This window comes from Actinoplanes sp. NPDC051343, assembly GCF_044455125.1.
In the GTDB taxonomy this organism is placed as follows: Bacteria; Actinomycetota; Actinomycetes; order Mycobacteriales; family Micromonosporaceae; genus Actinoplanes.
In genome coordinates, this window is record NZ_JBITEL010000013.1 from 10,654 (window position 1) to 23,752 (window position 13,099).

Genomic DNA, 13,099 nt, shown 5'->3' on the forward strand with positions numbered 1-13,099 from the left:
AAGCTGAACGGTTAAGTTTTATGGGAAGCTCTGATCTCATGCCGCAGGAACGCAGTGTTAGACAGTCGCGATCACCGAGGGTGATCGTGGCGGCCGCGATCGTCGACGATGGTCGCGTGCTGGCCTGCGAGCGTTCGTCGCCCCCCGAGGCCGCCGGCCGCTGGGAGTTCCCCGGCGGCAAGGTCGAGCCGGGCGAGAGCGACCAGCAGGCGCTGGCCCGCGAATGCGTCGAGGAACTGGGCGTACGCGTCGAGGTCGGCGACCGCGTCGGCCCCGACGTGCCGCTCGCTCATGGACGGGCGGTGTTGCGCGTCTTCGCCGTACGTCTTCTCGGCGGCGACCAGCCGCAGGCGCTGGAGCACCGGTCCATGCGCTGGCTGGCCCCGGACGAGCTGGACAGTGTGCCCTGGCTGCCCGCGGACCAGCCGATCGTCGCCGAGTTACCCGGCCTGCTCCTCCGCAAAGGTCTTTCGTAGCTGCCGCTTGAGCACCTTCATGCTCGGCCCCAGCGGCAGCGACTCCACGAACCGGATCTGCCGCGGGTATTTGTGCCGGCCGAGCCGCTCCTTCGACCACTCGATGAGCTCGTCGGCCGTCACCCCGCCCGGATCGGGCACGATCACCGCGCAGATCTCCTCGCCGTGCACCGGATCCGGCATGCCGATGACCGCCACCTGCATCACTGCCGGATGGCGGGCCAGCGCCTCCTCGACCTCGCGGGGATAGACGTTGAAGCCGCCCCGGATCACCAGGTCCTTTTTGCGGTCGACGATCGTCACGAAGCCCTCGGCGTCCTTCGTGCCCAGATCGCCGGTCCGGAACCAGCCGTCGACCAGCGCCTGGGCGCTCGCCGCCGGATTGTTGAGGTAACCCGCGAAGACGTTGTGCCCGCGGATCACGATCTCGCCTAGTTCGCCCGGCTCCATCAGCTCGATGCGCTCGTCGACCTCGGGCCGGGCCACCTCGACGTCGACGCCCCAGATCGAGTGGCCGACCGTGCCGGCCCGGGTGCCGTACGCCGGCTGGTTGGTGGTCGCGGTCGGCGAGGTCTCGGACAGGCCGTAGCCCTCGAAGATCTCGGCGTGGAACACCTCGTTGAACCGTTCCAGCACGGCGACCGGCAGGGCGGCGCCACCCGAGATGCACAGCCGCAGGTCGGGGAGCCGGTCGGCCTTCGCCGCGGCCTCGAGCAGCGCGATGTACATCGTCGGGACGCCGTGGAAAACGGTCACCTTCTCCCGCACCATCAGGTCGATGACGCCCTCGCCGGTGAACCGGGCCATCAGCACCAGCGTGCCGCCGAGGCGGAAGGTGCCGTTCATGCCGACCGTCTGGCCGAAGATGTGGAACAGCGGCAGGCAGCCCATCACCACGTCGTCGTTGTGCATCTCGTGGATGTCGAAGACGTTGACGATCGTGTTCATCACCAGGTTGAGGTGGGTGAGCAGCGCGCCCTTGGGCTTGCCGGTCGTCCCGCTGGTATAGAAGACGACCGCGACGTCCTCCGCCTCCACGGTCTCGTAGGTGCGCAGCGGCGTGCGGCCGGCCGACACCTCTTCGAGGCGCTGCACGTCGACGCCCTCCGGCAGCGGCCCGACGGAAGCCACCGGCAGGTTCGCCAGCTTCGCCGCCGCGGCTCCGCCGGCCAGTTGACTGGAGTGCGAGACGAGCAACTTGGCTTCGCTGTCGGCCAGGACGTACGCGATCTCCTCCGGCGTGAGCAGAAGATGCACCGGGACCACCGCGGCGCCGACCGCCAGGGCGGCGAAATAGACGCGCGGGAAGTCGGCCACGTTGGGGATCTGTACGGCGACCTTGTCGCCCTTGCCGATGCCGAGTTCACGCAGCCCGGCCGCGAAGGCGAGCGACTCGGCCCAGAGGTCGCGGTAGGTGACCCGGGCGGCGCCGTCGACCACGGCGATCTTGTCGGGATAGCGGCGGGCGGCCTCGGCGAGGACGGTCGCCAAGGAGAGGCTGGTCAATTGAGATGCCCTCCGATCTTGGTGTACCCGCGGAGCAGGTCGCGGGAGATGATGAGTCGCTGCATCTCGTCGGTGCCCTCGTAGATGCGCATGAGCCGCACCTGCCGGTACCACCGCTCGATCGGAAGCTCACGTGTGTAACCCATGCCGCCGTGAACCTGCATCACCCGGTCGACCACCCGGTTGACCATGCCCGCGCCGAAGAGCTTCGCCATGGACGAAGAATGCCGTGGATCCCAGCCCTGGTCCACCGTCCAGGCCGCGCGCAGGATCAGCCAGCGGGCCGCTTCCAGCTCCACCTCGGAGTCGGCGATCATCCACTGGATCGCCTGGTTGGTGCCGATCTTCTTGCCGAAGGTCTCGCGGGTGTTGGCGTACTCGATCGCCATGCCGAGCGCCCGCTCGGCGATGCCCAGGGCGTTCGACGGGATCAGGTAGCGGCCCTTGCCGATCCACTTCATGCCGAGCTCGAAGCCCTGGCCCGGCTCGCCGAGCATGTTTCGGGCCGGCACCCGGACGTCCTCGAAGATCAGCGACGCCGGGCCGCCCTCACCCATGGTCTGGATGAACTCCGAGCGCCAGCCCATCGAGCGGTCGACCAGGAACGCTGTCGCGCCGCCGTCGCTGGCCTTGCGGGACGGGTCGGTCACCGCGACCACGATGACGAAGTCGGCGTCGTTGCCGTTGGTGATGAACGTCTTTTCGCCGTTGAGCACCCAGTCGTCGCCGTCCCGCACCGCGCGCAGCTTGATGTTGGCCGCGTCGGAACCGGCGCCCGGCTCGGTGATCGCGAAGCAGGAGATCCGCTCACCCTCGATGGTGGGGATCAGGAACTCCCGCTTCTGGTCCTCGTTCGCGTAGTAGAGGATGTTGTCGGCGTCGCCGCCGAACTTGAACTGCACGAACGTGCGGCCCACCTCGGTCACGATCAGCGACTGGAGTACGGCCGGCAGGTTCATCCCGCCGTACTCCTCGGGGGTCGAGAGGCCCCAGAAGCCGAACTTCTTCGCCTTGAGCTGCAACTCGCGCAACTCGCTCGGCTCCAGGCCGGGCTGGTGGCGGCGCTCGCGCAGCAGGGCCTCCTGCTCCAGCGGCATGACTTCGCGGGTGATGAATTGACGGGCGGTATCGCGAATCGCACGCTCTTCGTCGCTGAGGGAGAAGTCCATGCGTTTAAACTAGCGGCGTAAGTTTTTACACGTCCAGTGCTTCTTTTTCGGGCTTCTTTGGGGAGTGGTCATGGCTCGGCCCCGGCAAACGCTGCTGACCAGGCAACGCATTGTCGATGCGGCGTCGGCGCTGGTCGATGCCGAGGGGTTGGAAGCGCTGTCGATGCGGCGGCTGGCGACCGAGCTGGGGGTCCAGGGACCGTCGCTCTACAACCACTTTCCTACCAAGGCCGACATTTTGGACGCGGTGGCGGACGGGGTCATCTCCCAGGTCTCGCTTGCCGCTTTCGGGACCGCCGATTGGGCGTCGGCCTTGCGGTCGTGGGCGCGGTCCTACCACGCCGTGCTGGTGGCGCACCCCAACGTCGTACCCGTGCTGGCGCATGGTCCCGGCCGCCGGCCGGCCGCCCTGGCCATGGCCGACGTGGTTTACGGCGCCCTGATCGATGCCGGCTGGCCGCCCGCGCGGGCCACCCACATCGGTGCCCTGATGCGCTACCTGGTGACCGGGTCGGCGCTCGGGTCGTTCGCGCTCGGCTTCGACATCGATCCCGAGCTCTACGAGCGTTATCCACACCTGCAAGCGGCGCCCCGCCTGGCAGAGCATCATGTGGCGGTGGACGAGGGCGCGTTCGAGCTCGGCCTGGACCTATTGATCAATGGCTTGCTGGCGTCTCGTCGGGAGGATCGTGTTGATGATGTTCGAGCGTGACCGGCTCTATATCGGCGGCTCCTGGGTTTCATCCCCGGGAGACCGCATTGCGGTCGAGAACCCGTCGACCGAGGAGGTGCTCGGCCATGTCCCGGCGGGCACGGCGTCCGATGTGGACAACGCGGTGGCCGCGGCGCGCGCTGCTTTCGACGGCTGGGCGGGCACCCCGATGGCTTCGCGCGGGGCGGTGCTCGACCGGCTGCACGCCTCCCTTGCCGCCCGGGCGGGCGACATCGCCCGCACGGTCGGGCTCGAGCTGGGCACGCCGCGCAAGGTCGCCGAGAGGGTGCAGGCCGGACTCCCGCTCACGGTCCTGAAGGGGTACGCCGACCTGGCCGCGCGACCGGTGCCGGAAGAAACCGTCGGCAACTCGTTGATCGTCCACGAACCGGTCGGGGTGGTCGGCGCGATCACCCCGTGGAACTACCCGTTGCACCAGGTGGTGGCCAAGGTCGCGGCCGCCCTGGCGGCGGGCTGCACGGTCGTGCTCAAGCCGAGCGAGTTGACGCCGCTCGTGGCCTACCTGCTCATCGACGCCGCCGACGAGGCGGGCGTGCCGGCCGGGGTCCTCAACCTGGTCACCGGCACCGGCCCGGTCGTCGGCGCGGCCATCGCCGGTCACCCCGACGTCGACATGGTGTCGTTCACCGGCTCGACCGCGACCGGCCGCGCGATCACCCACGCCGCGGCCGACCGCATCGCCAAGGTCGCCCTCGAGCTGGGCGGCAAGTCGGCCAACGTGATCCTCGACGACGCCGACGTGACCCGGGCGGTCAAGGTCGGGGTGGGCAACGCCTTCTTGAATTCCGGCCAGACCTGCACGGCATGGACGCGCATGCTGGTCGCCCGGTCGCGCTACGACGAGGCGGTCGCCTTGGCCGCCAAGGCTGCCGCCTCCTATTCGGTCGGCGACCCGTTCGACGACGCGACCCGCCTGGGGCCGCTGGTTTCCGCGTCGCAGAAGGCACGGGTCCTCGGTTTCGTCGAGCGCGCAACGGCTCGGCTGGTGGCCGGCGGTCCCGACGCGCCGCTGCCCCCGGCCGGTCACTTCGTCGCGCCGACGGTCTTCGCCGACGTCGACCCGTCCTCCGAGCTCGCGCAGGAAGAGATCTTCGGCCCGGTGCTGTCGATCATCCCGTTCGATTCGGACGACGACGCGGTCGCGATCGCCAACAACTCGCGGTACGGCCTGGCCGGCGGCGTCTGGGGCTCCGACGACCGCGCGCTGGCCGTCGCCCGGCGCCTGCGCACCGGTGCGGTCGATGTGAACGGGGGCGCGTTCAACCCGTTCGCGCCGTTCGGCGGTTACAAGCAGTCCGGGGTCGGGCGCGAACTGGGTGCGTACGGCCTCGCCGAGTTCCAGCAAACGAAGGCCATCCAACGGTGAATCCTTACTTTCCGGGCGTCGTCGTCCGCTCGTCCGCCTCGGCCCCGTCCGTCGAGGAGTTGCGGTTGCCCGAGATCGGGCCGGGCCAGGTGCGGGTCCGGGTGCGCGCCGCCGGCGTCTGCCACTCCGACCTGTCCATGATCAACGGCACCCTGCAGCCGCCCCACCCGCTGGTCCTCGGCCACGAGGCAGCCGGCGAGGTCGTCGAGGCGGGCGAGCACGTCACCCGCGTCGCGGCCGGCGACCACGTGGTGCTCAACTGGCAGCCGGCGTGCCGCGAGTGCTGGTTCTGCACCCACGGCCAGCCGTGGCTGTGCTCGACGTCGTCGGGGGTGGCCGCGCTGGAAAACGGCATCACGATGGACGGTGACCCGGTCTTCGTGGGCCTGGGTTTGGGCGCGTTCGCCGAGCAGGTGGTCGCCCCGGCAAACGCGGTAATCCGCGTACCCGCCGATTTGGACTTCGAGCTCGCGGCGCTGCTGGGCTGCGGCGTGCTGACCGGGACGGGCGCGGTCCGCAACACGGCCCGGGTTCAGCCCGGCGAGACCGTGGTCGTGATCGGCCTGGGTGGCGTCGGCCTGTCGGTGGTCGCGGCCGCACGCGCGGCGGGCGCCGCATCGGTGATCGCCGTCGACGTGTCCGACGCCAAGAAGGCCCTGGCCGAGGCGGCCGGCGCAACCGATTTCCTGGTGTCGTCCGACAACCTGTCCAAGGAGATCCGGACGCGCACCTCCCGCCTCGGGGCCGACCACGCGTTCGAGTGCGTGGGCCGCTCCGCGACCATCCGCGCGGCGTGGCGCGCGACGCGTCGAGGCGGCCAGGTGACGGTGGTCGGCATGGGCGCCAACGACGACATGGTTTCGTTGAGCGCCCTCGACATCTTCTCGTCGGCCCGCACCCTGCGGTCGTCGGTCTACGGCTCGTCCGACCCCGACGTCGAGATCCCGTTGCTGGCCGCCGACGTCCTGGACGGCAAACTCTCCCTCGACCACCTGATCACCGACCGCATCACCCTGGCCGACGTGCCGGCCGCCTTCGACCGCATGGCCCGAGGCGAGGGCGCCCGCTCCGTCGTCGTTCTCTAGCCGGGCGTTGTGGGTCCGTACCGAGGTCGGCGCTTCGGCGGTGCGTCGCCGCGTTTCGCGGGCGGTGCGGGTGATGCGGGCGGCGACGTGCAGCAGTCGGTAGCGCAGCTTCTTGTGTTCGGCGGCGGCGAGGTCGCCGTCCAGGAGCAGCATCTGGGTCCAGGGGAGCAGGTCGATACCGGTGAGGCGAGTTCGAGCCAGGCTTGGGTTGATCGCGAACAGGCGGGCGGGGAATCGGCAGAAGCCGGTGTCTGTGCCGCATCGATGCGGTCCTCGACGCGTGCGTGGCAGCCAGATCATCCCGGATGGGAAGGCAACTCCCGTTCACGGAGAGGCCGCGGCATGACACCGGAGCAGCAGGAACGCAACGTCGTGTCCGGCTGTCAAGGCTGCCCGTGGAACGAGGGTACCCACCTCGCCCGCAACGGTGCCGTTGAACTTCGCCTCTGCGAATGCTGCGCGCAAGCCCACGACGAGACCGACGGCTGGACCATCACCCTGCTACCGCGCCAGCCCACACTCGTGACCTGAGTGCTCGGTCATCTGCTCCTTCAACGCGGTTGCGAGAACTTTCTTGGTGAACAACTCCAACAGGCCGTTCGGGCCGGGCAGTTCCGGACCGCGGGCCTTGGCTTCGGCCACCATTGCCGTTGCGGCGGCCTGCTCCGGTGACAACTGCCGACCGTCGCCGTCAGACTGCCTCCGCTGTTCGACGAAGTCCGGTGCCATCACTCACGGTGCCCATATACCGGACCTCAGTCCGGCGTGTCGGGCCGAAACCTATTACCAGCTCATGCGGGCGGGCAAGGCCGCCGAACCGTTGCCCAGGATCGGTCCACGAGCCTCCCCTCGTTGCTCGATGAGCTTGATCATGTTCGGACGAATGGAAGACTTCCGCAGTCTTTATGCGGTTCGGGGACGGCCGGTTAGGAGGCGCAGGGAGCCGTTGAAGTGTGGCTGGGTGCGCCACTCGGCGTACGTCTGGTCCCACCGGCCGGAGGTCAGGTCCTGGCGCAAGGTTTCGACGGTGCGCTGGGTCGCCTCCGGCGTGATGAAGGTCCACGCTGACTGGGCCGCCCGCACGCGCTCGTCGAGGAAGCTTTCCGGGCGGGCGTAGAAGGCCTCGGTGAAGCCGTCGACGCAGTCGATCGGGACCGGGACCTCGGTGACCGACGTGCGGCCGATCGCGGCCGCCAGGTGGGGGATCGGTGGGTAGCGACGGCGTTCGGCGGCTATCAGCTCGGGGGCGTAGGCGGCCAGCCAGAAGCGGTCCAGGGCGTCGCCGTCGAAGGTGAGGACGACTACCGGGCCGCGGGCGACTCGGCGTACTTCGGCGAGGCCTCGGGTCGCGTCGCGCCACTGGTGGACGGTGACGGTGGCCATCGCGGCGTCGAACGAGTTGTCGTCGAATGGGAGTTGCTCAGCATTCGCGTTCACGGCGGGGACCAGCGACGACGGGCGTTGGGCGCGCATGGTGGCCGACGGTTCGACCGCGACGACGTGGCGGTCCGAGGGCTCGTAGGAACCGGCGCCGGCGCCCACGTTGAGCACCGTGCGGGCGTCGCCCAGCGCGGAATGGATCAGCGCCGCTATGCGCGGGTCGGGGCGGCGCACCCATGCATATCCGTCGCCGTGGGTTTCGTAGTCGACATCGCCGGAAGACATGGGGCGACGCTAGACCTGTGCCCCGGGGGCCGGGTCAAGCCCGCTTTTTGGCCTCGAGCCATTGGGCCAGGCCGTCGAGGATGCGGTCGAGGCCGAAGGCGAAGCCCTCGTCCCAGATCTTGACCGTGTCGAGCGTCGAGGCCCGGTTTTCCCGGCGCCACTTGTCGTAGTTGGGGTGGTCGGGGGCGAGTTTGTCGAGGTAAGGCTCCAGCCGGGCGGCCAGGTCGGTGATCGGGACGCCCGCATTGCGGGTGGCGACGACCACCGCGTTCTGCGTGGCGGCGGAGCCGAGGGCGTGGGCGTTGACCAGGGACATCACGTGGGAGATCTCGAGACCTTCGAAGCCGGCGACGGTGAGCAGCGTGACCGCCCGCTCGCCCATGCGCATCGCGTTGGGGCCGAGGGTCGGGCGGGTGCCGAGCAGGCCTGTCACCCACGGGTGTCGCAGCAGCATGGCGTGCATGCCGTTGGCCCAGACGGAGAGGCCGATCCGCCAGCCGGTGTCGCCCGGCTCGGGCACGTAGGCCTCGCCCATCACCTCGTCGACCGCCAGCTCGAGCAGTTCGTCCTTGTTGGTGACGTGCCAGTACATCGAGGTGGCGCCGGCGCCGAGGCGGGTGCCGAGTTTGCGCATGCTCAGGCCGGCCGGGCCTTCCGCGTCGAGGAGTTCGATCGCCGCCTTGACGATCTGTTCCCGGCTCAGCGTGGGCTGGCCGCTGCGGGAGCGGGGCGGACGCAGGAACACCGAGTCGGCGAAGAAATCCGGCATTGCACCATCCTATCCAGGCTCGTACAGTGTGCGAGTGGCTAGTACAGCGTACGAGAAAGAGCGGAATCCGCGCCGCTGGCTGATCCTGGCCGTGCTCTGCCTGAGCATGCTGGTGGTCGTCATCGACAACATGGTGCTGAACATCGCGATCCCGTCGCTCATCCGCGACCTGGGCGCCGGGACCGCCGACATCCAGTGGATCATCGACGCCTACATCCTGGTCTTCGCCGGTTTGCTGCTCACCGCGGGCGGCCTGTCGGACCGGCACGGGCGCCGGAAGGGCCTGGTCACCGGCATGGCGATCTTCGGGATCGCCTCGGCCGTCGCCACCTTCTGCCAGTCGCCGGGCCAGCTCATTGCCGTACGCGCGGTGATGGGCGCCGGCGCCGCGTTCCTGATGCCGGGCACCCTGTCGATCCTGACCACCGTGTTCGACGACGCCGAGCGTAAGAAGGCGATCGCGATCTGGAGCTCGGTGCTGATGCTCGGTGCGCTCGGTGCCCCGCTGGCCGGCGGTGCTCTCCTGCAGCACTTCTGGTGGGGCTCGATTTTCCTGATGAACATCCCGGTCGCCGGCCTGGGCATCGTCGCCGCCCTGGCGTTCATACCGGAGTCGCGCGGTCCGGCCGGGCGCCCCGACGTGCTGGGCGCGCTGCTCTCGACGATCGGCATGACCGCCCTGGTCTGGGGCGTGATCAACTCTTCCCGGCTCGGGTGGGGGTCGGCCCGGACGCTGGGCGGGTTCGTCGTTGCGTTGGTCGGCCTCGTCACGTTCGTCGTCTGGGAACGCCGGGTCGCCGAGCCGATGCTGCCGATGCGGCTGTTCCGCGACCGCAACTTCGCGGGCGCCAGCTTCTCGGTCGTGCTGCTCTCGTTCTCGGCCGGCGGCATCGTGCTCGCGATCACCCAATATCTGCAGTTCGTGCTCGGCTATACCCCGCTCAAGGCCGGTCTGGCGTTCATTCCGATGCTGGTGACCGCGATGGCGTTCAACGGGATCGGGGTGCTGGTCGACAAGAAGGTGGGCACCCGGACGGCGGTCGCCGCCGGGATGCTGCTGCTGGCGGCCGGGTTCGGGGTGCTGGCCTCGCTGGGGCCGGACGACGGCTACCTGAAGCTGGCGATCGCGATGGTGGTGATGGGCATGGGCAGCGGGATCACCGGGCCGGCGGCGTACGGGACGCTGCTCGCCGCCCTGCCGCAGGAACGGGCCGGGGTCGGGTCGGCGGTCAACGACACCGTGCAGCAGGTCGGGTCGGCGCTGAGCGTTGCCGTCCTGGGCAGTGTGCTGACCACGGCCTATCAGTCGGCGATGCCGCACGGGTTGCCGGCCGCGGCCCGGCACTCGATCGGCGAGGCGCTGGGGATCGCGGCCGCGACGGGGGACGGGCAGCTGGCGCAGGTGGCGAAGAGCGCGTTCGTGCACGCGACGGCCACGGCGGCCTCGGTGGGGGTGTTCGGCGGGATCGCGGCCGCGGTGGTAGCGGTGTCGGTGCTCCGGCCGGCGAAGAAGGCGGCGAAGACGGCGGCGGAGGAGGGCACGATCGTACAGGCGTACTAACATGGCTGCATGACCGCCTACCAGCCCTCGATGCTCGACTCGACGAACGCGGCTCCCGCTCTCGGGCAACTGCAGCCGCAACGGCACCGGCTGACCGCCGGCGCGTGGGTCGACGTGCTGCCGGGCTGGCTGGGCAACTCCGACGAGGTCTTCGAGCGGCTGCTCGGCATCGACTGGCGAGCCGACCGCCGAAAGATGTATGACAACGTCGTCGACGTGCCGCGGCTGCTGCGCTGGTTCGGCGCCGACGAGACGCTTCCTCATCCCGTACTGACCGAGGCCCGGGCCAAGCTGTCTTCGCACTATGCCGACGAGTTGGGCGAGCCCTTCGTCACCGCCGGCATGTGTCTCTACCGCGACGGCCGTGACAGCGTCGCCTGGCACGGCGACACGATCGGCCGCTCGTCGCGGCACGACACCATGGTCGCCATTCTCTCGCTGGGCTCGCCGCGCCATCTCGCCCTGCGCCCGCGGGCCGGCGGTCACGAGCCGCTGCGGTTCCCGCTCGGGCACGGCGACCTCATCGTGATGGGCGGTTCCTGCCAGCGCACCTGGGAACACACGATCCCCAAGACGGCCAAGGCGGTCGGCCCGCGCATCAGCGTGCAGTTCCGCCCGGTCGACGTGGCCTGAAAGTCGGACTGCGTTACCCGAACGAGTGGTGACGAGTAAATATCCGAATAGATGAACGAATCCGTGCGGTAGATGCCATTAGATGGGCACGCCTATTACGGAAGGGTTCTTGTGAAAAAACGATATGCCGCCGCGCTGCTCGCGGCCGTCCCGGTCATCGGGCTCGGCGTCGCCGCCACGGCCAACGCCGCGACCACCCCGTCGGTGACGTTCACCCGCATCTACTTCGACTCGCCGGGCAGCGACAACCGCAGCAACACCAGCCTGAACGCCGAGTACGTCCGGATACACAACAACACCAGCAAAACCATCCAGCTCAAGGGCTGGACGATCCGCGACAAGGCGAACCACGTCTACACCTTCACCTACGGCACGTTGCCCAAGGGAACCACGGTCTACGTCCACACCGGGCACGGCACCAACGGCAAGCCGAACTGGTGGGAACGCTATTGGCAGTCGGGCAACTACATCTGGAACAACGACGGCGACACCGCCACTTTGAAGGACCCGGCCAGCAAGACCATCGACACCTGCAAATATAGCGGTGCCGGTTCCTCCACCAACTGCTGAGCTACTCGACAACGTGCCGGCGGTGACACTCCGGACGGGCTGCGCCGACCGCGCCGGCGCAGCCCGAATCGCCATCGATGGATAACGCTTCGAAAACGCTTGTTGACCAGCGCGCGCGGAAAGTTACACTCCAGGTGTAAATAGTTGACCTTCACGCTCCACAAGGGATCGCCAGCGGTCCGGCAGGGGTGAACCATGTCAACAACCGGGCTCGCGCTCGAACACCTGACCGTCCGCTTCGGCGGCCTGACCGCTCTCGACGACGTTTCGCTCCGCATTCCACCGGGCCAGGTCGTCGGCATCATCGGGCCCAACGGGGCCGGCAAGACCACGCTCTTCAACGTCGTCTGCGGGTTCGTCCGCGCCGAGTCGGGCGCGATGACGCTGGACGGCCGTCCCTTTCGGCCGAAACCGCATCACCTGGCCGGGCACGGCATCGCCCGCACACTTCAGGGCGTCGGCCAGTTCAACGGCATGACCGTCCGGGAAAACGTGCTGGTCGGCGGCAAGAACGCCGACCAGGCCCTGCAACTGACCGGGGTCGCCGAGCACGCCCACGAATTACCCGGCCACCTGCCCTATGCCCTGCGCAAACGGGTGGAGCTGGCCCGGGCCCTCGTCGCCGAGCCGCGCATCCTGCTGCTCGACGAGCCGGCCGGCGGTCTCGACGCCGACGAGATCGCCTGGCTGGAGGGCCTGATCCGCGACCTCGACACCACGGTTCTGCTGGTCGAGCACCATATGGACCTGGTGATGGCGGTCTGCGACGAGATCCTGGTGCTCGACTTCGGCAAGCCGATCGCGCTCGGGCCGCCCGATCAGATCAAAGACGATCCCGCGGTCGCCGAGGCCTACCTGGGAGCCGCCGCATGATGGAGGTGGAGGGCCTGACCTCGGGCTACGGGGCGGCCCCGGTTCTGCACGAGATCAGTCTCAAGGTGCCGGTCGGGAAGATCGTCGCGGTGCTGGGGGCGAACGGGGCCGGCAAGACGACCCTCCTGCGTACGCTCTCCGGTCTTGTCCCGGCGACCGCCGGGCGCATCCTGTTCGACGGCCTTGATCTTCGCGGCACGAAGGTCGAACGCATGGTCCACCGGGGCATCGCCCACGTGCCCGAGGGCCGTGGCGTGATCACCGAGATGACCGTCGACGAGAACCTGCGGCTCGGTGGCCTGTGGCGCAAACCGCGGCCGAGTCTCGACGAGATCTACGACCTGTTCCCGCCGCTCGCCCAGCGGCGCGGTCAGCCCGGCCATTCCCTCTCCGGCGGCGAGCGCCAGATGCTGGCGATCGGCCGGGCGCTGGCCGCCGGTCCGCGCCTCCTGCTGCTCGACGAGCCGTCGCTCGGGCTGGCGCCGCGGGTGACCGCCCAGATCATGTCGCTGCTGCGTGACCTGCGCGATCGCACCGGCCTGGCCGTGCTGCTGGTCGAGCAGAACGTGCGCGGCGCGCTCTCGGTCGCCGACGAGGCGCTCGTGCTGGCGCTCGGGCGCGTCGTCGCGCGCGGGCCGGCCGGCGACCTGCGCGACGACGCCGAACTGCGGCACGCCTACCTGGGGTTCTGAC

Annotated in this window: 14 protein-coding genes and 1 pseudogene; 9 read left to right on the forward strand and 6 right to left on the reverse strand. The window is 69.2% G+C overall.

Annotated elements, in window-relative coordinates; genetic code table 11:
* Window positions 1-38 precede the first annotated feature (38 nt).
* Window positions 39-476 (forward strand): (deoxy)nucleoside triphosphate pyrophosphohydrolase, encoded by a 438-nt coding sequence (locus tag ACIA5C_RS35525; RefSeq protein WP_396063500.1) that lies wholly within the window; start codon window positions 39-41, stop codon window positions 474-476.
* Here ACIA5C_RS35525 and ACIA5C_RS35530 read toward each other — a convergent pair.
* On the reverse strand, window positions 441-1,982 hold the full coding sequence (locus ACIA5C_RS35530; protein ID WP_396062958.1) for a long-chain fatty acid--CoA ligase: 1,542 nt from the start codon (window positions 1,980-1,982) through the stop codon (window positions 441-443). The genes ACIA5C_RS35525 and ACIA5C_RS35530 overlap by 36 nt on opposite strands.
* Window positions 1,979-3,151 carry an acyl-CoA dehydrogenase family protein gene (locus ACIA5C_RS35535; protein ID WP_396062960.1) on the reverse strand — a complete coding sequence of 391 codons (1,173 nt, stop codon included), beginning with the start codon at window positions 3,149-3,151 and terminating at the stop codon, window positions 1,979-1,981. The genes ACIA5C_RS35530 and ACIA5C_RS35535 overlap by 4 nt, the downstream gene beginning before the upstream one ends.
* Before the next feature lie 70 nt (window positions 3,152-3,221).
* Here ACIA5C_RS35535 and ACIA5C_RS35540 point away from each other — a divergent pair, with 70 nt between their 5' ends.
* From ACIA5C_RS35540 to ACIA5C_RS35550, 3 genes are read left to right on the forward strand one after another with little or no spacing between them, the layout of a single operon-like run.
* Complete coding sequence (locus tag ACIA5C_RS35540) at window positions 3,222-3,863, forward strand: TetR/AcrR family transcriptional regulator (protein WP_396062962.1); 642 nt, start codon at window positions 3,222-3,224, stop codon at window positions 3,861-3,863.
* Window positions 3,850-5,250 carry an aldehyde dehydrogenase family protein gene (locus tag ACIA5C_RS35545; protein ID WP_396063502.1) on the forward strand — a complete coding sequence of 467 codons (1,401 nt, stop codon included), beginning with the start codon at window positions 3,850-3,852 and terminating at the stop codon, window positions 5,248-5,250. The genes ACIA5C_RS35540 and ACIA5C_RS35545 overlap by 14 nt, the downstream gene beginning before the upstream one ends.
* Window positions 5,247-6,335, forward strand: a complete 1,089-nt coding sequence (locus ACIA5C_RS35550) for an alcohol dehydrogenase catalytic domain-containing protein (protein ID WP_396062964.1) — start codon at window positions 5,247-5,249, stop codon at window positions 6,333-6,335. Before ACIA5C_RS35545 ends, ACIA5C_RS35550 begins: the two co-directional genes overlap by 4 nt.
* A 48-nt stretch (window positions 6,336-6,383) precedes the next feature.
* Here ACIA5C_RS35550 and ACIA5C_RS35555 read toward each other — a convergent pair.
* The 4 genes and pseudogenes from ACIA5C_RS35555 to ACIA5C_RS35570 all read right to left on the reverse strand — a co-directional run.
* Window positions 6,384-6,622: pseudogene (locus tag ACIA5C_RS35555) on the reverse strand (IS1380 family transposase); the annotation flags it as partial.
* Window positions 6,623-6,836: 214 nt separating this feature from the next.
* Window positions 6,837-7,064 (reverse strand): hypothetical protein, encoded by a 228-nt coding sequence (locus ACIA5C_RS35560; RefSeq protein WP_396062966.1) that lies wholly within the window; start codon window positions 7,062-7,064, stop codon window positions 6,837-6,839.
* Window positions 7,065-7,238: 174 nt separating this feature from the next.
* Window positions 7,239-8,000, reverse strand: a complete 762-nt coding sequence (locus tag ACIA5C_RS35565) for a class I SAM-dependent methyltransferase (RefSeq protein WP_396062968.1) — start codon at window positions 7,998-8,000, stop codon at window positions 7,239-7,241.
* Window positions 8,001-8,034: 34 nt separating this feature from the next.
* Window positions 8,035-8,769, reverse strand: a complete 735-nt coding sequence (locus tag ACIA5C_RS35570) for a TetR/AcrR family transcriptional regulator C-terminal domain-containing protein (RefSeq protein ID WP_396062970.1) — start codon at window positions 8,767-8,769, stop codon at window positions 8,035-8,037.
* A 34-nt stretch (window positions 8,770-8,803) separates the two neighbouring features.
* Here ACIA5C_RS35570 and ACIA5C_RS35575 point away from each other — a divergent pair, with 34 nt between their 5' ends.
* The 5 genes from ACIA5C_RS35575 to ACIA5C_RS35595 all read left to right on the forward strand — a co-directional run bounded on the left by ACIA5C_RS35575 (window position 8,804) and on the right by ACIA5C_RS35595 (window position 13,098).
* On the forward strand, window positions 8,804-10,330 hold the full coding sequence (locus tag ACIA5C_RS35575) for an MFS transporter (RefSeq protein ID WP_396062972.1): 1,527 nt from the start codon (window positions 8,804-8,806) through the stop codon (window positions 10,328-10,330).
* 9 nt (window positions 10,331-10,339) lie between these two features.
* Window positions 10,340-10,963: an alpha-ketoglutarate-dependent dioxygenase AlkB gene (locus ACIA5C_RS35580; RefSeq protein WP_396062974.1), complete on the forward strand. Its 624-nt coding sequence runs from the start codon at window positions 10,340-10,342 to the stop codon at window positions 10,961-10,963.
* A 111-nt stretch (window positions 10,964-11,074) separates the two neighbouring features.
* On the forward strand, window positions 11,075-11,533 hold the full coding sequence (locus ACIA5C_RS35585; RefSeq protein ID WP_396062976.1) for a lamin tail domain-containing protein: 459 nt from the start codon (window positions 11,075-11,077) through the stop codon (window positions 11,531-11,533).
* A 195-nt stretch (window positions 11,534-11,728) separates the two neighbouring features.
* Window positions 11,729-12,406: an ABC transporter ATP-binding protein gene (locus tag ACIA5C_RS35590; protein ID WP_396062978.1), complete on the forward strand. Its 678-nt coding sequence runs from the start codon at window positions 11,729-11,731 to the stop codon at window positions 12,404-12,406.
* Window positions 12,403-13,098 (forward strand): ABC transporter ATP-binding protein, encoded by a 696-nt coding sequence (locus tag ACIA5C_RS35595; protein ID WP_396062980.1) that lies wholly within the window; start codon window positions 12,403-12,405, stop codon window positions 13,096-13,098. The genes ACIA5C_RS35590 and ACIA5C_RS35595 overlap by 4 nt, the downstream gene beginning before the upstream one ends.
* Window position 13,099: the final 1 nt, after the last annotated feature.

Bases quoted from the DNA above. Each gene is read 5' to 3' on its own strand.
- ACIA5C_RS35525 (WP_396063500.1), top strand. From the start codon at position 39: ATGCCGCAGGAACGCAGTGTTAGACAGTCGCGATCACCGAGGGTGATC.
- ACIA5C_RS35535 (WP_396062960.1), bottom strand. From the start codon at position 3,151: ATGGACTTCTCCCTCAGCGACGAAGAGCGTGCGATTCGCGATACCGCC.
- ACIA5C_RS35540 (WP_396062962.1), top strand. From the start codon at position 3,222: ATGGCTCGGCCCCGGCAAACGCTGCTGACCAGGCAACGCATTGTCGAT.
- ACIA5C_RS35545 (WP_396063502.1), top strand. From the start codon at position 3,850: ATGTTCGAGCGTGACCGGCTCTATATCGGCGGCTCCTGGGTTTCATCC.
- ACIA5C_RS35560 (WP_396062966.1), bottom strand. From the start codon at position 7,064: ATGGCACCGGACTTCGTCGAACAGCGGAGGCAGTCTGACGGCGACGGT.
- ACIA5C_RS35565 (WP_396062968.1), bottom strand. From the start codon at position 8,000: ATGTCTTCCGGCGATGTCGACTACGAAACCCACGGCGACGGATATGCA.
- ACIA5C_RS35570 (WP_396062970.1), bottom strand. From the start codon at position 8,769: ATGCCGGATTTCTTCGCCGACTCGGTGTTCCTGCGTCCGCCCCGCTCC.
- ACIA5C_RS35580 (WP_396062974.1), top strand. From the start codon at position 10,340: ATGACCGCCTACCAGCCCTCGATGCTCGACTCGACGAACGCGGCTCCC.
- ACIA5C_RS35590 (WP_396062978.1), top strand. From the start codon at position 11,729: ATGTCAACAACCGGGCTCGCGCTCGAACACCTGACCGTCCGCTTCGGC.
- ACIA5C_RS35595 (WP_396062980.1), top strand. From the start codon at position 12,403: ATGATGGAGGTGGAGGGCCTGACCTCGGGCTACGGGGCGGCCCCGGTT.